Source organism: Methylobacterium sp. Leaf125, assembly GCF_001423085.1.
In the GTDB taxonomy this organism is placed as follows: domain Bacteria; phylum Pseudomonadota; class Alphaproteobacteria; order Rhizobiales; family Beijerinckiaceae; genus Methylobacterium.
This window is the reverse complement of the sequence record NZ_LMNU01000023.1, coordinates 302,671-322,500: the sequence shown is the minus strand read 5'-3', so window position 1 is coordinate 322,500 and position 19,830 is coordinate 302,671. Positions and strand designations below refer to the sequence as shown.

Genomic DNA, 19,830 nt, shown 5'->3' with positions numbered 1-19,830 from the left:
CCTCCGGGAAAGACGAACTTGCCGGGCATGAAGGCGAGGCTGGCATGCCGGCGCCCCATCAGAATCCGAAGTGCACGCTTGCTCCGGTCGAGCAGGATCAGGGTCGCGGCGTTGCGTGGTCTCAGGGCCGCCTTGCGGGCTGATGCCTCAGGCGGGACCGAATCCGGCCGCTCGGTCGGCGGCACGCCCGTCGGCTGGTCCATGCGGCCTCTCCTCGCCCTGCGGCCCCGTCGCCGCGCCCGGCACCGGTAGCGTGGCGAAGCCGTGCATGCCAAGCGCATATTGCAGCCCCACCACTGCGCCCTTCACCGGCTGCAGCAGCCCCAGCGATCCGAGCAGGGTGACGAGGGGCCAGAAGGTCAGCTGAAACCAGAGGGGCACGTCGTAATTCATCTCGGTCTCGAGGAGGAAGTACCCGACGATGTGACCGACGATGAAGATGACGATGTAGGGCGGCAGGTCGTCGGCCCGGTGATGCGACAGTTCAAGGCTGCAGACGTCGCAATGCGGCCGGACCTTGAGGAATTTTCCGAAGATGCGGCCCGCGCCACAATGGGGGCAGCGGCCGAGGAAGCCGCGTCCCAACGCACGCAGGAGCGGGGTGCGTTCGGCCTGGGCCGGCTCGACGGTATCGGTCATCTCGACTCCTCGCATGGCGCTCAGCCTAGACCCTTCGCCTCAGCGACGCGAGCCGCGGTGGCGCGACCCGGTATTGCGGATGCCGGCCGGCCGGCCAGGAGCGCCGGGCTTGCGAACCGAGCGGTTCGGCCCGGGGCGCGTTCCGCGTTCCGGCCGTGCCTGTCCCTCCGACAGCAATTCGAAGCGCAGTGCTCCGGCGACCGCGGCCGCCTCCACCAGGCGGACCTCGACCCGGTCGCCCAGCCGATGGGTCTCGCCCGAGCGCTCACCCACCAGGGCATGCTTGGCCTCGTCGTGCCGGTAATAGTCGGCCCCGATGGTGGAGATCGGCACGAAGCCATCGGCCCCGGTCTCATCGAGCTTGATGAACAGCCCGGAGCGGGTGACGCCGGAGATCTGCCCGGTGAAGGTCGCGCCGACCCGGTCGGCGAGGTGATGGGCGATGAGGCGGTCGATGGTCTCCCGCTCGGCTGCCATGGCGCGGCGCTCGGCCGCCGAGATCTGCTCTCCGATCTGGTCGAGGGCCGCCACGGACATCTCCGAGGACAGGCCGTCCGAGCCGAGGCGGCACGCGGTGATCAGGGCCCGGTGCACGATGAGGTCGGCGTAGCGCCGGATCGGCGAGGTGAAGTGCGCGTAGCGCCGGAGGTTGAGCCCGAAATGGCCGAGATTCTGCGCGGCGTAGACCGCCTGCGCCTGGGAGCGCAGCACGACCTCGTTGATGAAGATGGCGTGCTCGGTCTCGGCCACGGTGGCGAGGATGCGGTTGAACAGGGCGGGTCGCAGGATGCCCTCCTTCGGCAGCTTGATGCCGATGGAGGCGAGGACCTCGCCGAGCGCCCGCATTTTCTCCAGGGCCGGCTCGTCGTGCACCCGGTAGATCAGGGGTTGGCGCGCCTGCTCCAGGGTCTCGGCCGCCGCGACGTTGGCCTGGATCATGAACTCCTCGATGAGCCGGTGCGCGTCGAGGCGGGCCGGGACCACCACGCGATCGACCGCCCCGTCCGCCGTGAGCAGCACCTTGCGCTCCGGCAGGTCGAGCGCCAGCGGTCCGCGGGCGTCGCGGGCCCGGCGCAGAGCCTCGTAGGCAGCCCAGAGCGGACGCAGCACGGGCTCGAGCAGAGAGGCGGTGGTCTCGTCGGCGAAGCCGTCGATGGCGGCCTGGGCCTGGGCGTAGCTGAGCTTGGCCCGGGAGCGCATCATCACCCGGTGGAAACTGTGCCGGCGCTTGGCGCCCTCGGCATCGATCACGATGCGGACGGCCAGGGCCGGCCGGTCCTCGGCCTCGCGCAGGGAGCAGAGGTCGTTGGAGATGCGCTCCGGCAGCATCGGCACGACCCGGTCGGGGAAGTAGACCGAGTTGCCCCGCAGGAGCGCCTCGCGGTCGAGGGCCGAACCCGGGCGCACGTAGGCGGCGACGTCGGCGATGGCCACGGTGACGACGAACCCGCCCGGATTGGCCGGGTCGGGATCGGGGTTCGCCATCACGGCGTCGTCGTGATCCTTGGCATCCGGCGGGTCGATGGTCAGGAGCGGCACCTCGCGCCAGTCCTCGCGTCCGTCGAGGCCCACCGGCACCACGGCGTCGGCTTCCGCCAGGGTGGCAGCGGCGAAGACATGGGGGATGTGGTGGAGATGCAGGGCGATCAGGCTGATCGCCTTCTCCGAGCCGAGGGAGCCCAGGCGCTCGCGCACCCGGCCCTGGGGCAGGCCCAAGCGGCTCTCGCGCTGAAGGGTGACGCTGACGAGGTCGCCGTCGCGGGCGTCCCCCTCCTCGCCGGCGGGAATCGCGACCTCCCGGCCCTGCGCCCGCTTCTCGACGGGGATGATCCGTCCGCCCTGGGGGCCGGCGCGGAAGATGCCGATGATGTCGGACTTGTTCTTGCCCAGCACCTTGATGACGCGGCCGGTGTAGCGGCCCGGCTCGCCGGCACTGGCCTCGACCCGCATGAGCACGCGGTCGCCGATGCCCGGCGCCGGCTGGCCCGGGCGCTTCCCGCCGCGGGGCGTGGCGACGGTGATCTTCGGGGCAGCGCCGTTGCCGATATCCCACTCGGCGGGACTTGCCAGGAACTCACCGTCGCGGTCCCGGGCGGTGATGTCGGCGAGCACCACGGGCGGCAGGCGGCCGGAGGGTGCGAGGCCGCCGCGACCGCGGGCGATGGCGCCGTCCTCCTCGATCTCCTTCAGGATGCGCTTGAGGCCGATCCGGTCGGCACCCTTGATGTTGAAGGCCGAAGCGATCTCGCGCTTGCCGACCTTCTCGGTGGAGGCGGCGATGAAGGCGAGGATCTGCTCGCGGGAGGGAAGGCCGGCGGCGCCGGGATTGGGATTGATGCGTTTTGCCAAGGGATCCGGCTCGCTGCGCGGGCGCGAAGCCGTACGCGAAGAGGACGTGTCTCGCCGGGGGCGGGAGCGCGACCCGACGACAGGTCCTTAACATGGGCGCTGGACCCCGCCCCGGCAACGGCGTGGGCCCGGCCCTCAACATGGTTCAGCCGGTGGCGGCGGACTTCCGCAGGCGCTCGACCGCCGCATCGACGTCGAAGCCGGGCGCGGTGAGTTCGGCCAGGGTGAACGGACAGAGCGCTGGGAAGCCGAACTCCACCTGCGACTCGGCCGCACGATACTCGGGCGCCTCGGCCTCCCTGACCGCCAGGGTCCAGAAGCCCTCGACATTCAAGCCTGCGAGCTTGGCCGGTTCGGCGGCCAAACCCGCCTGACCCTGCCGGGCGGCTTCGCGCCAGAGGGCGCTCGCCCGGTCGTCCGACATCAGGGCGGCTCGCACGAGGTTGGCGAGGAGCGTACGAAGTTCCGTGGTGGTCTCGGACATGAGGGGCACTCGGCATGAGGAAATCGACCCGGACCCTGGGGCAAGGCTCGCGCCAGACCGGGTCCCGACGCGCCTCAGTAGGGCGTTCCCTTCGCCCGCCGGGCTTGCAGGGCCTCGGCGTACCAGACCAATTCGTCGAGGAAGCGCTTCGCCGCCTTCGGCAGCCAGTCGTCCTGGGCCGCACCGGCCTCGTCCAGGACCTTGCCGATGCGCGGGATCGGCAGGAGCGAGGGGATGCTCGAAGCGCCGAGCTCGGCCATCATCGCCCGGAGCTGCATCGCCGCGCGCACGCCGCCGTACTGGCCGGCCGAGTAGCAGACGATGCCGGAGGGCCGCCAGGAATACTCCTCCAGGAAATGGTCGAGGGTGTTCGACAGGGCGGGCGGGATCGCGTGGTTGTACTCGGCCGAGACGACCAGGAAGGCGTCCGCGCGCCGGTACAGGGTGGCCAGATCCTCGAGGACGGCCGGCGCCTCGCCCTTGGGGTATTCCTTGTACATCCGGTCGAGGAGCGGGAGCTTCAGCACCGCCGGGTCCACCAGCGGCGCCTCGAGGCCGCGGCTCTCCAGTTCGCGGATGACGAAGCGGGCGGCGCGCAGGCCCTGCCGGTCGGAGCGGACGGAGCCGAGAATGACGGGGACGACGAGGGACATGGGATGACCTCCGGGGGATGCCGTCCCTGGATACGCCCGGGTGGCGGCGGCCACCAAGCCCGCCGCCCGGACAGCCCTGTCGTCAGAACCGCGTCGTCAGCCGCGTGAGCCAGTCCGGGGAGGCGTCGACGAGGAGTGTTTCCAGCGCCTTGTCGGCGCCGAGCACGATCGCGAGCCCCGTCACCACGAGGATGAGGCCGAGGGCGACCTTGAGGCCCTTGCCGAGGCTCATCATCCGGTCGCGCCAACCCACCAGGGTGGCGCGGGACAGGGTGCCCAGGACGCAAAGGGGAAGGGCGGCCCCGAGGCCGAACAGGAACATGGTGAGGGCGACGGCGCCGAGGTCGTGTCCCTGGGAGGCCAGGAGCGAGGCAGCCCCGAGGGTCGGCCCGACGCACGGGCTCCAGACCGCGCCCAGGAGAAGGCCGACGCCGAACTGTCCCGAGAGGCCGGTGGTCGAGAGCCCGCCGAAGCGCGTCTCGGTCCAGTTGCTCAGCGGACCGGCGGCGACCGCGAGACGCGTCTGTGCCGCCGGGAGCATCAGCACCAGGCCGAGCAGGATCATCAGGATGGCGGCGCCCGTCCGGAAGATCCCGGTGTCGAGCCCGAGGCCGAAGCCGATCGTGGCCACGAACAGGCCGATCGCCACGAACGAAAGGGCCAGGCCCCCGGCGAGCGCCAGGGGCCCGAAGCGGTGCTCGGAGGCTGCGGCACCGAGGACCAGCGGCAGCAGCGGCAGCACGCAAGGCGAGAGCACCGACAGCAGGCCGGCGAGGAAGGCCAGTCCCAGGCTGGTGCCCACCGCGGCGTCCTAGAGCGTCTTCTCGACGAGACCCTCGATCCACTCGGGCTGGGTCTCGCCCACCGAGCGGCCGGTCTCGGTCTCGCCCTTGAAGGCGATCAGGGTGCTCTGCATGCGGGCATTGAACTGCCGCAGCACGTCCTTCCGGGTGTCGAAATCGACATCGAAGATGACGAGGTCCTTGAACCGGGGCTGCTCGGCGAGCGTGGCCAGGATCGGCTTCTGGGTCTTGCAGATCGGGCACCAGGGCGCGCTGACCTCGACGAGGATCGGCTTGCCCGCTTTCTGCGCGGCCGCGAAGGCCTCGGGCGTGAACGGCACCGGTTCGGCGGCCGCGGCCGGTCCCGCCAGGGCGAGGGGTGCGAGCGCCAGCAGGGCGAGAAGCGAGCGGCGGTACAGCATGGAAGGCTTAGCCTCGGCTTGGAGTGAATCGGGCCTCAGGGCCCTGCGCCGTCCTTGGCGCGTCGCGTCCAGATTTCGTCGGGGTGGATCGCCGCCGTGTCGTGCCGGTCCTGCCAGCCCTCGATCCCCTCCGGATACCAATGCACGTTGCGGTAGCCGAGATGGACGAGGCGCTTGCCGAGGTTCCAGCTGCCCCAGCAATCCGGGTGGCAGTAGGTCACGATCGCCCGGCCGCGGTCTCCCTGCGTCAGGGCCGCGATCCGTGCGGCGAGGGCGACCTGCTCGGGCGCCGAGAGGGTCCCCGATCCCGCCCCCGGCAGCCAGGTGCTCTCCGGGATCGCCCGGTGGATCGGCCGCCACAGGCGTCCGGCCGGCGGGTTCGGCGGCGTCGGGTCGGCCTCCGACACATCGATCAGCACGGCCGGCCCGGCCGCCAGGAGGGCGTCGAGCCGAGGCCCGTCCAGCACCGTGGCACCCGCGAGGGACTTGGGGGTGTAGCCCTGGAGCGCGCCCTCCCACAGGCCGGCGGGTTCGGGCACGTCGACCGGCGAATCCGCCGGGGCCGCCGCGGTCAGAACCGTGGCCGCCAGGCAAGCGACGAGGCAAGCGACCGAGAAAGCCGCCGCGGCGCGGCGGAGGCGCTCAGTTGCTGGCGACCGGTGCATCGAAGCTGTGCTCCCAGCGTCCGCCCTGGTTATCCTGCGTCACCACCGTGATCGGGCCCTTGCCCTCCGGCAGCATGGCGAAGTTGATCACCGGATTGGCCGAGATCGAGATATCGCCCTCCATCACGAAGACGTTCTTGCTGCCGTAGGTGACGCTGATCCGGTTGATGTAGCGCGCGGGCGTGTACTCGCGGCTGACCTGGTTCATCTGCAGGCCGGTGAAGTTCGGATGGCGGATCATCAGGGTCGCGGCGATGGGTTTGCCCGGGGCCGCATCGGCGAATTTCAGGCGCATGTCGCCCATGCCCTTCATCGCCTCCTCGTCGGTCATGCCCATGGGCGCCGAGCAGCCGCCGGAGGCCTTCACGAACTGGGTGGTCTGCACCAGCGCCCCGTCCTTGGTCTCCGCGACCGCGTGGACGTTGGTGTAGGTGTTGACCCGGATGCGCAGCTTCAGTTCCTCCGGATCGGCCGCGGGACCGAAGGTGAAGTGGGCGGCGAGGGGCGCCGGGTTGTCGTCGATGACGAGGTAGAGGCCCTTGATCCGATCCTTGTCGGCGATCGTCATGGTCAGGGGCACGAGGGAGGCGTCGTTGGCCCGGTCCGGCAGGTCCATCCGCACCAGTGGCTTGGCGGTCTCCACCGGACGATCTCCGAAGATCGATTGCTGCAGTTCCTTCCAGCGCGCGTCGCGCTCGGCGGCATCGTCGCCCGCGGCGGCCCAGGTGGTACCGGGCACGGCCAGGGCCGCGAAGAACAGGCCGGCGCTCAGGGCAGCGGCGCGGTGGGACATCCGCATGGCGTTTCACTCCTCGCACGATCGTGCAGGCCTTGCCGCGGAAGCGGCGGTCTTTGCAGCCTGCTTACGCCAAGGCGCCGGGAAAGTCCGAGATCGGATCGCCGTACGCGGAGATATCTTGCGCAAGTTTGCGTGACGAGGCGCCCGGCGCGTCAGGGTTCGCGATAGGCCGAGCCCTCTGCAGCCGTCGCCGGCTTGGCGACGTAACGGCCCTGCTTCGGCACTGCAATGCGGTCGAAATCCTGCGCCAGCGCGTCGAGGGCGCGGCGCAGCTCCGGTCCCTGGAGCGGGCGCCCATGCCCGGTGACGGCTCGCTCCGGCTTCAGGGCGGCAAGGATCTCGACGGAGTGCCGTGCTGCCGCCCAGTCGGTGGTCAGGTACATGGGCGGGCCGTGCAGCTCGGGCGCCTGCGTCGCCACCGCGTAGGCGGATTCCTGCGCCGTGGTCACGAAGGCGTCGCCAGCGATCAGGGTTCGGTCGCCCTCGCGCCAGAGGGAGACATGGCCGGGCGCGTGCCCCGGCGTGTGGATCCAGCGCCAACCCGGCATCGGCGGCACGCTGCCATCCTCGGGCAGCAGGCGCAGGCGCTTCGAGACGTCCACCGGGCGCGTCGGATAGAGCGGGGCGATCCGTGCCATCAGGCCGCCGCCGACGCTTGGGTCGGGCGTCGGGTAGGCGGCCGAACCGTCGAGGTAGGGCCGCTCCAGGGCGTGTGCGTAGACCGGCACGTCCCAGGCCTCGGCCAGATCCTCCAGCACGCCCACATGGTCGAAATGGCCGTGGGTGAGGACGATGGCGGAGGGCCGCGCCCCGGTGCCGTACCGCGCGGCCGCGGCAGCCTCGATCCAGCGACGCGAGCCGGGGATCCCGGCATCGATCAGCACCCAGCCCCGGTCCCCGGCATCCGGCGGCCCGGCCAGAATCACGTTGACCAGGGCGAGGCGGCGATAGGCGAGATCCTCGGCGACGGGATGGGTGCCGCCGCCCGCGCCGTCGCGATCCTCGAAGTCGCGGTCCGTGATGACGGCCTCGCGCGAGACCGGAACCTGCTGTGCCATTGGTAGTCTCCCGGGGTCGTCTTCCGACGTGCTGTGCTCTTCCGACGTGGTTCGCTCCGCGGCTCGGCCCCTTAGGTCAGCCCCGGAGCAGATGCAGGCTGAAGCCACCCTCCGTGCCGGCCCAATGCCGCACCGGCGTCCAACCGTTCGCGGTCGCCAGGGCCGCGAAGGCCTCCGGCGTGTACTTGTGCGAGGTGTCGGTGCGGATGCTGTCGCCGGGCGCGAAGGCGAAATCGGTGCCGTCGAGCCGCGCGGTGGTGGCCTGCTGCGCCACGAGGTGCGCCTCGACGCGGAAGGGGGCGTCGCAGAGCCGGACGGCTTGGGCGAAGGCGTCGGTGTCGAATTCGGCGCCGAGCTCCCGGTTCATCCGCACCAGGATGTTGCGATGGAAGGCGTCCATCAGCCCGTCGGCACCGCCATAGGCGACCCGCAGGATGTCGGGGTCGACGGTGGGGTCGGCACCCACGAGGAAGAGGCAGTCGCCGAGGGCGTCCCGAGCCCGGGCCAGGAAAGCGCCGGCCTCCGCGGGCGTGAAGTTGCCGATGCTGGTGCCCGGGAAGAATCCGAGGACCGGCCCGCCCCCCGCCGGCAGGGGAAGGGTGAACGGCTTGGCGTAGTCGGCGCAGACCGCCTGCATGGCCACCCGCGGGTAGTCCGGAGCCAGCCGCCGGATCGCCTCGGCGAGATAGTCGCCGGAAATGTCCACGGCGATGTAGGCCGCGGGCCGATCAAGGGCATCCAGGAGGGTGCGGATCTTACGGCTGGCACCGCTGCCGAACTCCACCACGGTGGCCCCAGGCCCCACGTCCGCCGCCACCGCGAGAGCCACCTCCGGCAGCAGCGTCATCTCGCGCCGGGTCGGGTAATAGTCGCGGGTGTGACAGATCCGGTCGAACAGATCGGAGCCGATCGCGTCCCAGAGGTACTTGCCCGGCAGCGTCCGCGGCTCGGCCGAGAGCCCGGCCAGGGCATCGCGCAGGAACTCGGCACGTTGGGACTCGGCGCGGTCGGACTCGGCGCGGTCGCATTCGGCAGGCTGCCGCTCTATCACCATGCTCATGCGCGCGTTGCCGTGAGGATCACGAGGGCGATGCGCTCGACCCCGGCATAGGCCGGGTCCTCCAACTCCTCGCCGTAGGCGTCGGGATCGAACTCCCGGTACTCCCATGTGAGCCCCGCCGCCTCGCACAGGCCGCCGGCGGCTTGGCGGAACGGGTCCTCGCCGTCGACGATCGCCGCGCCGGTGAACAGCACGAGGCTGCCGCCCGGGGCGAGGCGCTCGCGGGCCGCCTCGACGACGCGCAGCGAGAGCCCGGCGCCGAGGGGGCCGCCGCCGTGGCGATAGGCCCGTGCGCCGCGGTCGATCATGAAGGGCGGGTTCGAGACGATGAGGTCGAAGTCCCCTTGTACCGCCTGGAGCATGTCGCTCCGCTGCAGGTGGACGTTGCCGACCCCCGCCGCCGCGGCATTCACTTCGGCGGCACGCAGGGCGGCCGGGTTGATGTCGACCAGGCAGACCGCCGCCTCCGGTGCCCGCTTGGCGATGCAGATGCCGGCCGCGCCGGAGCCGCAGCCGATATCGACCGCACGCCGCACCGGTGTCGTCCGCTCGGCGAGGTGCGCGAGCACCCCCGAGACGAAGCGCAGGGTGTCGGGACCGAAGAACACCGCGTCGGCGGCGCTCGGCGGGTAGGCCGAGTGCAGGAAGAGCTCGCCATCCAGGCTGGAGAGCCGGACCGTCGGGCGCCATGCCGCGCCGTCTCGGGTCACGGCACCGGCCCGTTCGAGGGTGGCGAGGAGATCGGGCGGCAGGAGGTCGGGCGTGAAGGGCCGGCTCCAGCCGAGCACGTCGCGCAGGGTCTGCGCGCGTCGGTTCTCGGCCCGCGCGTTCACCCGGGCATGGGTGGCGGGGGTCACCGTGGTGAAGCCGTAGCCCGTCTCGCGCACCGCCCGCGTCAGGGCGAGCAGCGCCTCGGGCGCGACCTCGGGGAATGCGGGGGCGGCGCTGCGTGCTTCCATCCTCAGCCCTCCATGCCTTCGGCCACGAAGGCGCCGTTGCGCAGGGCGGCGATCACCTCGTCGCCGTTCCAGGCCGCCGGCTCGGCACGGCGCTGATACGGGCAGGTCCAATCGTCCGGCACCGCGCGACCGCTGAACTGGCGTGCGGCGGAGCGCTCGCCATGGTCGGCCAGCATCGGGTTCGCGGTTCCGGCCAGGGCGACGTCGCGGGCGACGATGCTGTCGCGCAGGCGTTCGTAGCGCCCCTCCGCCCGCAGGCGCTGGAACTGGTCGTGCAGGTTGAACACCAGGGCCGGGGCCGCGAAGCGGCGGGCGAGGCGGCTCGCCGCCGGATGCAGACCGACGATGAAGAAGCCTTCGCCCCCGAGGCTCACCGAGAAATGCGGGTCCTCCGGGTCGGCGGCGACGCGGGAATCATGCGGCTGGCCGAGCTGGCCGTCGCGGTCGGTGAGGGCCTGCACCCGCGTCCACAGGGCGGCCTCGAATCCTTCCTCCGAGTCCGGTGCCTCGCCGTCGAACAGCACCGCGAAGCTCTGGAACAGCTCCGGTGCCTGACGGTAGCGCCAGACGAAGGCCAGGAGGGCCGCGTAGATCCGGGCATCGTCGGCCGGGGTCCCGATGCCCCGGGCCACCACCAGGGTCATGCCCCCGCGCGACAGGGCCGATTTGGCGCCGACACAGGGAAAGGGGCGATGGCGAATGAAGTCCCGGAAGCGCTGAGCCAGGGGATGCGACGTGTCATCGGGAGGCAGAAGCATAGCAACTCGAAATCTCGACCATCATCATCGTGCTGCGATGCGTCGATGTCCGAATTCAGACACAAGCAAGACCAACCAAGTGCCTGACGAGGCGGTGATGGCGGCCTTGGCGATACGCCCGCAGCCTCAGATGAAGATCACCCGCGTGACCCGTGTTCCCTGCAAAACTGCCGCAGGACTGTGGATAACCACGCGTGTCGAGCGCGTCCTACCAGAGCGAGAATTCGGTGCCGAAATCCGTGCTCTTCAGCCGCTCACAGGTCTGCGGTTCCGCTTGGCAATTCGCCTTGGCCTTCAGCGTGAGGGTGCCGTCTGGACCTGTCTCGAAAGTCAGGAGCACCGGGGGCTCGTCGCCCTTGGTATAGACGAGGCTGACCTCGAAGCGGACGAAGTCGAAACGGTCACGGTCGGCGTACACGATGAGATCGCGCGAGACCGATTCGCCGGGATTCAGGTCGGAGGGTTCGCCCCCCGCTTCGGTGGCGCCGGCGAAGAGTCGGCCCTCGCGCAGGATCGCCTCACCGGGGCCCGTGAAGCCGTAGGCGCGCGCCGTGGTGGTGCGATCGGCGGGCGCGCGTTCGCCCGCTGGCGTGCCGCTGGGCGCCGCATCGAAGCGCACCCGCACCCCGGTGACGTTGTAGACGAGGCCGAGCACGCGTACGCCGGTCTGGCCGACGTTCTTGCGCGTCACGGTGGAGCGGATGGCCACGTGCCGGTCGCGCTCTCCTGCCCGAACGAGGCTCGTCGTCACCGAGACGGCGGGCGGCTCCAGGGCCGGCTTGATCCGGGCCTCATAGATGAAGGTGTAGACCGCCCAGGCGCCGGCGGCGAGGATCGCCAGGGTCTGCACCAGGGCATTGGAACGCTCCAGGCGGTCGCTCCGCTGGGCTCCGGGAGTCTGGTCGTCCCGCTGCATCTCGGTCCCGGTCTCCGCGTCGGGGCGGCAAGCGCGCCGGAGCCGCGAAGGTTCCGTGGGCCCGGTCCCTCCCGGACAACCGACGCCCGGACCGTTCGGCGCGGTATCGAGGCCGGCCCACGGAAACGCGAAACGCCGGAGCCCCTCGTGAGGCTCCGGCGTTGCGTCGTCGTCCGGTGAGCCGGGCGCGCGGCCCGGCACGCGCGCTCAGAGCGAGTAGTACATCGTGAACTCGACCGGGTGCGGGGTCATCTCGTAGCGCATGACCTCGGTCATCTTCAGCTCGATGAAGGAGTCGATCTGGTCGTCGGTGAAGACGTTGCCGGCCTTCAGGAACGCGCGGTCGCGGTCGAGGTTCTGCAGGGCTTCACGGAGCGAACCGCAGACGGTGGGGATCTTCTTCAGCTCGCGCGGGGGCAGGTCGTAGAGATCCTTGTCCATGGCCGCGCCCGGATCGATCTTGTTGATGATGCCGTCGAGGCCGGCCATCAGCAGGGCCGAGAAGGCGAGGTAGGGGTTCGCCATCGGGTCGGGGAAGCGGACCTCGACGCGCTTGGCCTTCGGGTTCGTCGTCCACGGAATGCGGCAGGAGGCCGAGCGGTTGCGCGCCGAGTAGGCGAGCAGCACGGGAGCCTCGTAGCCGGGCACCAGCCGCTTGTAGGAGTTGGTCGACGGGTTGGTGAAGGCGTTCAGCGCCTTGGCGTGCTTGATGATGCCGCCGATGTACCAGAGGCACTCCTGCGAAAGGTCGGCATACTTGTCGCCGGCGAAGAGCGGCTTGCCGTCTTTCCAGATCGACTGGTGCACGTGCATGCCCGAGCCGTTGTCGCCGTAGACCGGCTTGGGCATGAACGTCGCCGTCTTGCCGTAGCTCTGGGCGACCTGATGGATGCAGTACTTGTAGATCTGCATGTGGTCGGCGAGCAGCGTCAGGGTGTCGAACTTCATGCCCAGCTCGTGCTGAGCGGAGGCCACCTCGTGGTGGTGCTTCTCGACCTTCACGCCCATGGACTGCATGGCGGCCAGCATTTCGCCGCGCATGTCCTGCGCCGAATCCTGCGGCGGCACCGGGAAGTAGCCGCCCTTGGTGGCGACGCGGTGGCCGAGGTTGCCACCCTCGTAGTCGGTGAAGCCGTTGGTCGGCAGCTCGGTCGAGTCGAGCTGGAAGCCGGTGTGATACGGGTCGGAGCCGAACTTGACGTCGTCGAACACGAAGAATTCGGCCTCGGGGCCGACATAGATGGTGTCGCCGATGCCGGTGGACTTGAGGAAGGCTTCGGCCAGCTTGGCGGTGCTGCGCGGGTCGCGGCTGTAGGGCGCGCCCGTGGAGGGCTCGAGCACGTCGCAGACGATCGACATGGTCGAGGCCGAGAAGAACGGGTCCATGCAGGCGGTCGCCGGGTCAGGCATCAGCAGCATGTCGGATTCGTTGATGGCCTTCCAGCCGGCGATCGACGAGCCGTCGAACATCGTGCCTTCGGAGAACATCTCGTCGTCGATGAGGGAGACGTCGAACGTGACGTGCTGCCACTTACCGCGCGGATCGGTGAACCGAAGGTCGACGTACTTGACGTCGTTGTCCCTGATTTCCTTCAGGACGTCGGCTGCAGTCTTGGCCATCCTTGGGGGTCTCCTTCATGTCTCGGCCCGTTGCGGCCGTGGTTTTGCCGCAGCGGGCACCGGCGCGCCGCAGAGCGGAAGGGTCTTGGGCGTCGAGCGTTTAGCGCAGCTGAAGCCTTCCGGCCAGCGTAATTTCACGCCGCCCGCCGTGGAACGACCGGGAGAAGATCCGCAAAAACAGAAACTTAGATCTGTCTTTCCCCCGATGGGGCCGGTCCGGGAGGGCGTGACGAAATCGGGTGATCGTGACGCGGCGCGCCGGACCGCCGGGCTTCGGGGTACGCTGGGCGGCGTGCCGGGACGGCGGACGGTTCCTCGAGACGGCGTCGCCGCCCCCAAGGGCCGGACTGTCACGCGTCGAAGCAAGCTGCCGCTTCCCGACCTTCTTCCCGGCGTCACGCCCGTCCTCGGGAGTCGGGTCCTGCCGCGTGGCCCGGAGGCCCGACGCCTCAGATCGCGTCGGTGCCGGTCTCGCCGGTGCGGATGCGGATGGCTTCCTCGATGGTGGAGACGAAGATCTTGCCGTCGCCGATGCGGCCGGTCTGGGCCGACTTGCGGATCGCCTCGACGGCGCCCTCCACGAGGGCGTCCGACAGGACGATCTCGAGCTTCACCTTGGGCAGGAAGTCGACCACGTACTCGGCCCCGCGATAGAGCTCGGTGTGCCCTTTCTGGCGCCCGAAGCCCTTCGCCTCGATCACGGTGATGCCCTGGAGGCCAACCTCCTGCAGAGCTTCCTTCACCTCGTCCAGTTTGAAAGGCTTGATGATCGCTTCGATCTTCTTCATGCCGGGCGGGCCTGACCTCGATGCTGCTTGATCCATCGTTGGTATCATCGCCGTCCGGCCTTCGCCACGCCGATTTGTTCGGTAAGGGCGGAAAACTGCACAACAACCAAGCACGTGCCGCAAATCGTTTGAGCGGAAGCCCGGCCTGAGGCGGTTTCGTGAGCCTCAGACGAGCAGCCGGGCAACAATCCCGGCATGCATCCCAGGAGAAAACCCCCATGACCAGCCTGCGTCTGCTCAACGTCGAGGCGATGCGCCGGGTCGATGCGGCCGCGATCGCGGCCGGAACCCCCGGTCTCGCCCTGATGGAGCGGGCCGGGGTCGCCGTGGCCGAGCGCGCCCGCGCACTGGCCGGGGCGGGGGCCCGCATCCTGGTCCTGTGCGGGCCGGGCAACAACGGCGGCGACGGCTACGTGGTGGCCCGCCGCCTCGCCGAGGCCGGCCATCCGGTCGACCTCGCCGGGCTGGTGCCGCCCAGCGCGCTGTCCGGGGATGCGGCCGAGGCGGCGAAGGGCTGGACCGGACCAGTGTCCGAGCTTTCGGCGGTCGGCGACCTCTCGGCCTACGGCCTCGTCGTCGACGCGCTGTTCGGCGCAGGCCTCGCGCGCGACCTCGAGGGGGCCGTCGCCGCCCTGGTGGAACGGCTCGGGCAGGCCGTCTGTCCCATCCTCGCCGTCGACGTGCCGAGCGGGATCGACGGGGATACCGGCGCTATCCGCGGCGTCGCGGTGAGCGCCACCGAGACCGTCACCTTCGTGGCCCTGAAGCCCGGGCATCTTCTCGAGCCCGGACGGAGCCATTGCGGCACCCTGCAGGTGGCCGAGATCGGTACCGGCGCGGACGCCCTGGAGGCGGGCCTCGCTGGGGCTGCGCCGGCCTGGCGCAACGGACCCGGCCTCTGGGATGCGGTCTTTCCGCGGCTGAGCGCTGCGAGCCACAAGTACACGCGCGGGCACGCCCTCGTCCTGTCGGGGCCCGCCACCCGCACGGGGGCTGCCCGGATGGCGGCCCGCGCCGCGCTGCGGGTCGGTGCCGGCCTCGTCACCCTGGTCTCGCCGAGCGCGGCGATGGCGGAGAACGCCGCCCACTGCACCGCCATCATGCTGCGCGCCTGCGACAGCGCCGACGACCTCGACGACCTCCTCGTGGACGAGCGTCTCAACGTGGTCCTGGCCGGCCCGGGTCTCGGGGTCGGCGCGGGCACCCGCGATCTCGTGGCGGTGGCCGCCGCGGCGGGGCGCACCCTCGTCCTCGACGCCGACGCCCTGACGAGCTTCAAGGGACAGGCGGCCCTCCTGGGGGCGCACCTCTCCGACGGTGATTCCGCCGCGGTGCTGACGCCGCACGAGGGCGAGTTCGCCCGGCTGTTCGAGGGGACGGACGCGGTGGATCCGGAGGCGGACAAGCTGGCGCGCGCCCGCCGGGCCGCTGCCCTGGCCGGTGCCGTCGTGGTCCTCAAGGGCGCCGACACCGTCGTCGCCGCCCCCGATGGCCGGGCCGCCATCAACGATCACGGCACGCCCTATCTCGGCACCGCCGGCGCCGGCGACGTCCTGGCCGGACTCATCGCCGGGCTCCTGGCCCAGGGCATGGCGCCGTTCGAGGCCGCCGCCGCGGCGGTCTGGCTCCACGGCGATGCCGGTCTGCGCTACGGGCCGGGCCTGATCGCCGAGGATCTGCCGGACATGATGCCCGAGGTCCTCGGCGCGCTGCTCGGGGCCTAGGTGACCTCGAACAGGGTCCAGAGACCGGTGTCGAAGCGCTCCAGCACCGTGGCGCTGATCAGCCAGCGCCCGGGATTGTCCGCCTTGAAGGCGATCCGCGCCGTCCGGCCCTCAAGGAGCTGGAAGGTGTCGAGCCAGTAGGGCTCCCAGCCGTCGTCGAGGGGGTGGAGCAGCCGGAAGACGTGGCCGTGCAGGTGCAGCGATTGCGGGAAGGCGGTCTCGTTCCGGATCGCCAGCACCACCACCTGGCCGCGCTTGACCGAGAACAGGGGCGCCATCCCGGCCGTGCCGGGGGCGCCGTTCACCGACCAGACCCGGGAAGGGTCGCCGGTATAGACCGGCTCGGCGGCGGGCTTGTCCTTGTCGACCCTGGCGCCGCCCGTGATGGTGATGTCGCGCCGGACCGCGTTCTGAAGCTTCACCTCCGCCGGCAGCAGCGGATTGTCGCCGATCTTGGCGATCGGCGGCCGCGGCGGTGCGGCGGCCTCACCCGTCGCCGCGAGGGTCGCGAGGGCGATGCCGTTGCCGATCAGCGCCGTGATCGCGCCCTTGGCGCCGGCCTCGGTGGGCATGTCGAGCATCAGGTCGTAGCGGGTGCCGGGCGGGAAGGGCAGGGTGGCCCGTAGGGGCTCGAAGGTGTCGGTCGGTTGGCCGTCGACCGCCAGCACGTAGACCTTCACGCCGTCGAAGCGGATGCGGGTGGCGCGGGCGTTGCAGACGTTGCCGAGGCGCAGGCGCAGGCGGCTGCCCGGCCGGGCCGTGATCGGGGCCGGCACCGGCACCCCGTTCAGGGTGACGAGGCTGCCGAGGCGCCCGGAGCTCGCCGCGAAGATCGGTTGGCCGAAGGGCAGCAGGGTGGTGGCGTCGTCGAGCCGCCAGTCCTGCATCAGCAGGGTCAGGTCCTGGTCCACGGCGGGGGGCGTGGCCTCCTCGACCACCAGGGCGCCGGCGAGGCCCCGGCCCGAGGGCTCGCTCGACCCGCCGACCACCAGGGGGCGAATCAGGAAGGTGCCGGCATCCGGCGGCACGAACGCGTAGGTGAAGTCGGCACCCGGGGCGATCGGCGCCTGGGTGACGCCGCCGACCCCGTCCATGGGATTCTGGTTGCGCACCCCGTGCCAGTGCAGGCTGAGCGGCTTGTCCGTCCTGTTCTCCACCTTCAGCCGCGCCGTCTCGCCGAGCCGGATCCGCACCACCGGGGGCGTCGCCCGGCCGTCGAAGGACCAGACCGGCGTCGGGGCCGCCGGCTCGGGCTTCAGGCGCAGGGTGCCGGGGGCCGCCGTCAGGGCGCGGGCGGATCCCGCCGCCGTAGGAGCGCTCGGGACTGCGGCGGGGGCCGGCGGTGCCTTGGTCCCCTGCGCGCGAGCGCCGCGAGGCAGCAGGGCCAGCGCCGCGACGCCGCCCAGCAGGGCGCGGCGCGAGGCCGAGACGGGATCGTTCGGGACGAGCGATCGGGTGTTCGGCATGAAACCTCGGTATCGGGGGAGGGCAGGACCGGGCGCGAGCGTCCAGGCGGTGTTCGTGGTCCGGGCAGCGCTTGTAGAATGCGGATTCGGCGGACGCCAAATCGTCGTCCGGAGGCGTCTGCCGGCGCCGGGACCGATCCGCGGCGAGCCCTGATTTTTTTGCTGCGGCCCGTGGCGCGCGTGCTATAGGACCCCGCTCTGGCGGCGGAAAGCGCGCTGGGCGTTGGCGCTTGCGGGCGTGGCGGAACTGGTAGACGCGCTGGATTTAGGTTCCAGTGTCGCAAGACGTGGGGGTTCGAGCCCCTCCGCCCGCACCAGTCCATCGCCATCGGGAACGGATTGGCTCAGTGCGATGGCCGGCCGGCCCGCTGCAGGAAGCCGGCCCCCGGCGGCGCATCATTCCGGCGCCGACCTCGTGGGGCCCGCAAGGGCGGGCTGCGAGGGACAAACCGAATTTGCGCGATCACACGGACGACAGCGGAAAGACGACCATGCAGGTGACCGAGACACTCTCCCAGGGACTGAAGCGCGAGTTTCAGGTCCTGCTCGCCGCGAACGAGCTCGAGGAGCGCCTGACCAGCGAGCTGTCGACCCTCAAGGACAAGGCCCAGATCAAGGGCTTCCGTCCCGGCAAGGTGCCGGTCGCGCACCTGCGCAAGCTCTACGGCCGCTCGGTCATGGCCGACGTGCTGCAGAACGCCGTCAACGAGGCGAACCAGAAGATCGTGACGGAGAACAATCTCAAGCTCGCCCTCGAGCCCAAGATCGAGTTCCCCGGCGAGCAGTCGATCGTCGAGCGGGCCCTCGACGCCAAGGACGACGTCTCGTTCAACGTCGCCCTCGAGGTGCTGCCGACCTTCGATCTCGTCGACCTGTCCGACGTCAGCCTGACGAAGCAGGTGGCCAAGCCCTCCGACGCGGAGGTCGATGAGGCCATCACCCGCATGGCTTCCTCCAACCGCTCCTTCGCGCCCCGCGAGGACGGCGCCGCCGCCGAGACCGGCGACCGCGTCACCATCGACTTCGTCGGTCGCATCGACGGCACCGAGTTCGACGGCGGCAAGGGCGAGGGCATCGACCTGGAGCTCGGCTCCGGCTCGTTCATCCCCGGCTTCGAGGATCAGCTCGTCGGCGCCAAGGTCGGCGATCAGCGCGTCGTGAAGTCGACCTTCCCGGAGGCGTACGGCGCCGCCCACCTCGCCGGCAAGGATGCCGAGTTCGACGTGACCGTCACGGCGATCCAGGCCCCCGGCGAGACCAAGATCGACGACGAGCTCGCCAAGACCTTCGGCATGGAATCTCTCGAGAAGCTCAAGGAGGCGGTCTCCACCGCCATCGGCAGCGACTTCGAGGCGCAGTCCCGCCGCAAGCTCAAGAAGGACCTGCTCGACGCCCTCGACACCAAGTACGCCTTCGAGCTGCCCCCGAGCCTCGTCCACCAGGAGTTCGCCGCCGTGTGGGCCCAGGTCGAGCAGGACCTGAAGACCCGCGAGAAGACCTTCGAGGACGAGGGCACCACCGAGGAGAAGGCGACCGCCGAGTACCGCAAAATCGCCGAGCGTCGCGTCCGCCTCGGCTTGGTGCTTGCGCAGGTCGGTGAGACCGCCGATATCAAGGTCTCGGACGACGAGGTGAACCAGGCGCTGATCGCCCGGGTGCGGCAGTATCCCGGCCAGGAGCAGCAGGTCTGGGACTTCTACCGCAAGAATGCCCAGGCGCTCGCCGAGCTCCGTGCGCCGATCTTCGAGGAGAAGGTCGTCGACCACGTGCTCGCGCAGGTGAAGCTGGTCGAGGAGCCCGTCTCGAAGGAGGCGCTGTTCGCCGACGAGGACGACGCCGAGGGCAAGTCCGAGCCGAAGAGCGAGACCGACGAGTCCGCCTCGGCCGGAACCGACGAGGGCCTGCCCGCCGTCGCCAAGGCCGACTGAGCCTCGCTGCTCCCACGAGGGCGGCGGGCCGAGAGTAAGGCGATGTTCACCATCGCCGTAGTTCGCTGAAACGTCCGGTGCGCGCCCGATTCGTGGCGCGGCCGGACCCCTTGTAGCTGGGGCACGTGATGATGAGAGATCCGGTCGACTATTATAACAGCGCGCTCGTGCCCATGGTGGTCGAGCAGTCGAGCCGCGGTGAGCGTGCCTTCGACATCTACTCGCGCCTGCTGCGCGAGCGCATCATCTTCCTCACCGGCCCGGTCGAGGATTACGGCGCGTCGCTGATCGTCGCGCAGCTGCTGTTCCTCGAGGCCGAGAATCCGAAGAAGGAAATCTCCTTCTACATCAACTCGCCGGGCGGCGTCGTGACCTCCGGCCTGTCGATCTACGACACCATGCAGTTCATCCGCTGCCCCGTGACCACGCTCTGCGTCGGCCAGGCCGCGTCGATGGGTTCGCTGCTCCTCACCGCCGGCGAGCCCGGCCACCGCTTCGCCCTGCCGAACGCCCGGATCATGGTCCACCAGCCCTCCGGCGGCTTCCAGGGCCAGGCCACCGACATCCTGATCCATGCCCGCGAGATCGAGGCCCTGAAGAAGCGCCTCAACGAGATCTACGTGAAGCATACCGGCCGCGACTACGACACCATCGTCCAGGCCCTCGAGCGCGACAACTTCATGACGGCCGATGCCGCCAAGGAGTTCGGGCTCATCGACGAGGTGATCCAGAAGCGGCCCGAGCCCGTCGCCGCGTAAAC

General features: G+C 70.4%; 20 protein-coding genes and 1 tRNA gene (1 of these 21 only partly in view). 4 read left to right on the top strand and 17 right to left on the bottom strand.

Going from position 1 to position 19,830, the window contains the following annotated elements; translation table 11 throughout:
- The 16 genes from ASF58_RS17830 to ASF58_RS17755 all read right to left on the bottom strand — a co-directional run.
- Positions 1–203, bottom strand: the 5' end (the start) of a protein-coding gene (locus tag ASF58_RS17830; protein ID WP_055955422.1) for an NUDIX hydrolase. The gene continues 553 nt to the left of window position 1, outside the view; only the first 203 of its 756 coding nucleotides appear in the window; the start codon lies at positions 201–203; its stop codon lies beyond the left edge, outside the window.
- Entirely contained in the window at positions 148–639 is a 492-nt protein-coding gene (locus ASF58_RS17825; protein ID WP_055955419.1) for a DUF983 domain-containing protein, read from the bottom strand. The genes ASF58_RS17830 and ASF58_RS17825 overlap by 56 nt, the downstream gene beginning before the upstream one ends.
- A gap of 39 nt (positions 640–678) precedes the next feature.
- Positions 679–2,988: a ribonuclease R gene (rnr, locus tag ASF58_RS17820; RefSeq protein WP_055955417.1), complete on the bottom strand. Its 2,310-nt coding sequence runs from the start codon at positions 2,986–2,988 to the stop codon at positions 679–681.
- A gap of 145 nt (positions 2,989–3,133) precedes the next feature.
- A complete protein-coding gene (locus ASF58_RS17815) occupies positions 3,134–3,472 on the bottom strand; it encodes a hypothetical protein (protein ID WP_055955414.1) in 339 nt (112 codons plus the stop codon).
- 74 nt (positions 3,473–3,546) lie between these two features.
- A complete protein-coding gene (locus ASF58_RS17810) occupies positions 3,547–4,125 on the bottom strand; it encodes an NAD(P)H-dependent oxidoreductase (RefSeq protein WP_055955411.1) in 579 nt (192 codons plus the stop codon).
- Between the two features lie 82 nt (positions 4,126–4,207).
- A complete protein-coding gene (locus tag ASF58_RS17805) occupies positions 4,208–4,927 on the bottom strand; it encodes a cytochrome c biogenesis protein CcdA (protein ID WP_055955408.1) in 720 nt (239 codons plus the stop codon).
- Positions 4,928–4,936: 9 nt separating this feature from the next.
- Complete coding sequence (locus ASF58_RS17800) at positions 4,937–5,329, bottom strand: thioredoxin family protein (RefSeq protein ID WP_055955405.1); 393 nt, start codon at positions 5,327–5,329, stop codon at positions 4,937–4,939.
- A gap of 35 nt (positions 5,330–5,364) precedes the next feature.
- The gene (locus ASF58_RS17795; RefSeq protein ID WP_348271611.1) at positions 5,365–5,904 is read right to left on the bottom strand and encodes a rhodanese-like domain-containing protein; all 540 of its coding nucleotides are present in this window, start codon (positions 5,902–5,904) and stop codon (positions 5,365–5,367) included.
- 67 nt (positions 5,905–5,971) lie between these two features.
- The gene (locus ASF58_RS17790) at positions 5,972–6,793 is read right to left on the bottom strand and encodes a quinoprotein dehydrogenase-associated SoxYZ-like carrier (RefSeq protein WP_156375771.1); all 822 of its coding nucleotides are present in this window, start codon (positions 6,791–6,793) and stop codon (positions 5,972–5,974) included.
- Positions 6,794–6,945: 152 nt separating this feature from the next.
- Complete coding sequence (locus tag ASF58_RS17785) at positions 6,946–7,851, bottom strand: MBL fold metallo-hydrolase (protein WP_055955402.1); 906 nt, start codon at positions 7,849–7,851, stop codon at positions 6,946–6,948.
- 76 nt (positions 7,852–7,927) lie between these two features.
- Positions 7,928–8,905, bottom strand: coding sequence for an L-histidine N(alpha)-methyltransferase (egtD, locus tag ASF58_RS17780; protein WP_055955398.1), 978 nt, complete (start codon positions 8,903–8,905; stop codon positions 7,928–7,930).
- A 2-nt stretch (positions 8,906–8,907) separates the two neighbouring features.
- Positions 8,908–9,870: a methyltransferase gene (locus ASF58_RS17775; protein ID WP_055955395.1), complete on the bottom strand. Its 963-nt coding sequence runs from the start codon at positions 9,868–9,870 to the stop codon at positions 8,908–8,910.
- Between the two features lie 2 nt (positions 9,871–9,872).
- Positions 9,873–10,628 carry a guanitoxin biosynthesis heme-dependent pre-guanitoxin N-hydroxylase GntA gene (gene gntA, locus ASF58_RS17770; RefSeq protein WP_055955392.1) on the bottom strand — a complete coding sequence of 252 codons (756 nt, stop codon included), beginning with the start codon at positions 10,626–10,628 and terminating at the stop codon, positions 9,873–9,875.
- A 208-nt stretch (positions 10,629–10,836) separates the two neighbouring features.
- On the bottom strand, positions 10,837–11,544 hold the full coding sequence (locus tag ASF58_RS17765) for a hypothetical protein (RefSeq protein ID WP_055955389.1): 708 nt from the start codon (positions 11,542–11,544) through the stop codon (positions 10,837–10,839).
- A 207-nt stretch (positions 11,545–11,751) separates the two neighbouring features.
- Positions 11,752–13,164, bottom strand: coding sequence for a type I glutamate--ammonia ligase (gene glnA / locus ASF58_RS17760; protein WP_055955386.1), 1,413 nt, complete (start codon positions 13,162–13,164; stop codon positions 11,752–11,754).
- 449 nt (positions 13,165–13,613) lie between these two features.
- A complete protein-coding gene (locus ASF58_RS17755; RefSeq protein WP_003600526.1) occupies positions 13,614–13,952 on the bottom strand; it encodes a P-II family nitrogen regulator in 339 nt (112 codons plus the stop codon).
- Positions 13,953–14,170: 218 nt separating this feature from the next.
- On the opposite strand from ASF58_RS17755, the gene ASF58_RS17750 reads away from it, so the two are divergent.
- Positions 14,171–15,676 (top strand): bifunctional ADP-dependent NAD(P)H-hydrate dehydratase/NAD(P)H-hydrate epimerase, encoded by a 1,506-nt coding sequence (locus tag ASF58_RS17750; protein WP_055955384.1) that lies wholly within the window; start codon positions 14,171–14,173, stop codon positions 15,674–15,676.
- On the opposite strand, the gene ASF58_RS17745 is transcribed toward ASF58_RS17750, so the two are convergent.
- The gene (locus ASF58_RS17745; protein WP_055955381.1) at positions 15,673–17,142 is read right to left on the bottom strand and encodes a multicopper oxidase family protein; all 1,470 of its coding nucleotides are present in this window, start codon (positions 17,140–17,142) and stop codon (positions 15,673–15,675) included. The genes ASF58_RS17750 and ASF58_RS17745 overlap by 4 nt on opposite strands.
- Before the next feature lie 232 nt (positions 17,143–17,374).
- On the opposite strand from ASF58_RS17745, the gene ASF58_RS17740 reads away from it, so the two are divergent.
- The 3 genes from ASF58_RS17740 (at position 17,375) to ASF58_RS17730 (ending at position 19,828) form a co-directional block, all read left to right on the top strand.
- Positions 17,375–17,459 (top strand) — tRNA-Leu (locus tag ASF58_RS17740).
- A gap of 174 nt (positions 17,460–17,633) precedes the next feature.
- Positions 17,634–19,070: a trigger factor gene (gene tig / locus ASF58_RS17735; RefSeq protein ID WP_055955378.1), complete on the top strand. Its 1,437-nt coding sequence runs from the start codon at positions 17,634–17,636 to the stop codon at positions 19,068–19,070.
- Between the two features lie 131 nt (positions 19,071–19,201).
- Complete coding sequence (locus ASF58_RS17730; RefSeq protein WP_055955505.1) at positions 19,202–19,828, top strand: ATP-dependent Clp protease proteolytic subunit; 627 nt, start codon at positions 19,202–19,204, stop codon at positions 19,826–19,828.
- The last annotated feature ends 2 nt before the right edge of the window (positions 19,829–19,830 follow it).

Excerpts from the sequence above, each read along its gene's own strand:
- ASF58_RS17825 (WP_055955419.1), bottom strand. The coding sequence starts at position 639 with ATGACCGATACCGTCGAGCCGGCCCAGGCCGAACGCACCCCGCTCCTG.
- ASF58_RS17815 (WP_055955414.1), bottom strand. The coding sequence starts at position 3,472 with ATGTCCGAGACCACCACGGAACTTCGTACGCTCCTCGCCAACCTCGTG.
- ASF58_RS17810 (WP_055955411.1), bottom strand. The coding sequence starts at position 4,125 with ATGTCCCTCGTCGTCCCCGTCATTCTCGGCTCCGTCCGCTCCGACCGG.
- ASF58_RS17800 (WP_055955405.1), bottom strand. The coding sequence starts at position 5,329 with ATGCTGTACCGCCGCTCGCTTCTCGCCCTGCTGGCGCTCGCACCCCTC.
- ASF58_RS17790 (WP_156375771.1), bottom strand. The coding sequence starts at position 6,793 with ATGCGGATGTCCCACCGCGCCGCTGCCCTGAGCGCCGGCCTGTTCTTC.
- ASF58_RS17785 (WP_055955402.1), bottom strand. The coding sequence starts at position 7,851 with ATGGCACAGCAGGTTCCGGTCTCGCGCGAGGCCGTCATCACGGACCGC.
- egtD (WP_055955398.1), bottom strand. The coding sequence starts at position 8,905 with ATGGTGATAGAGCGGCAGCCTGCCGAATGCGACCGCGCCGAGTCCGAC.
- ASF58_RS17775 (WP_055955395.1), bottom strand. The coding sequence starts at position 9,870 with ATGGAAGCACGCAGCGCCGCCCCCGCATTCCCCGAGGTCGCGCCCGAG.
- gntA (WP_055955392.1), bottom strand. The coding sequence starts at position 10,628 with ATGCTTCTGCCTCCCGATGACACGTCGCATCCCCTGGCTCAGCGCTTC.
- ASF58_RS17765 (WP_055955389.1), bottom strand. The coding sequence starts at position 11,544 with ATGCAGCGGGACGACCAGACTCCCGGAGCCCAGCGGAGCGACCGCCTG.
- glnA (WP_055955386.1), bottom strand. The coding sequence starts at position 13,164 with ATGGCCAAGACTGCAGCCGACGTCCTGAAGGAAATCAGGGACAACGAC.
- ASF58_RS17755 (WP_003600526.1), bottom strand. The coding sequence starts at position 13,952 with ATGAAGAAGATCGAAGCGATCATCAAGCCTTTCAAACTGGACGAGGTG.
- ASF58_RS17750 (WP_055955384.1), top strand. The coding sequence starts at position 14,171 with ATGACCAGCCTGCGTCTGCTCAACGTCGAGGCGATGCGCCGGGTCGAT.
- ASF58_RS17745 (WP_055955381.1), bottom strand. The coding sequence starts at position 17,142 with ATGCCGAACACCCGATCGCTCGTCCCGAACGATCCCGTCTCGGCCTCG.
- tig (WP_055955378.1), top strand. The coding sequence starts at position 17,634 with ATGCAGGTGACCGAGACACTCTCCCAGGGACTGAAGCGCGAGTTTCAG.
- ASF58_RS17730 (WP_055955505.1), top strand. The coding sequence starts at position 19,202 with ATGAGAGATCCGGTCGACTATTATAACAGCGCGCTCGTGCCCATGGTG.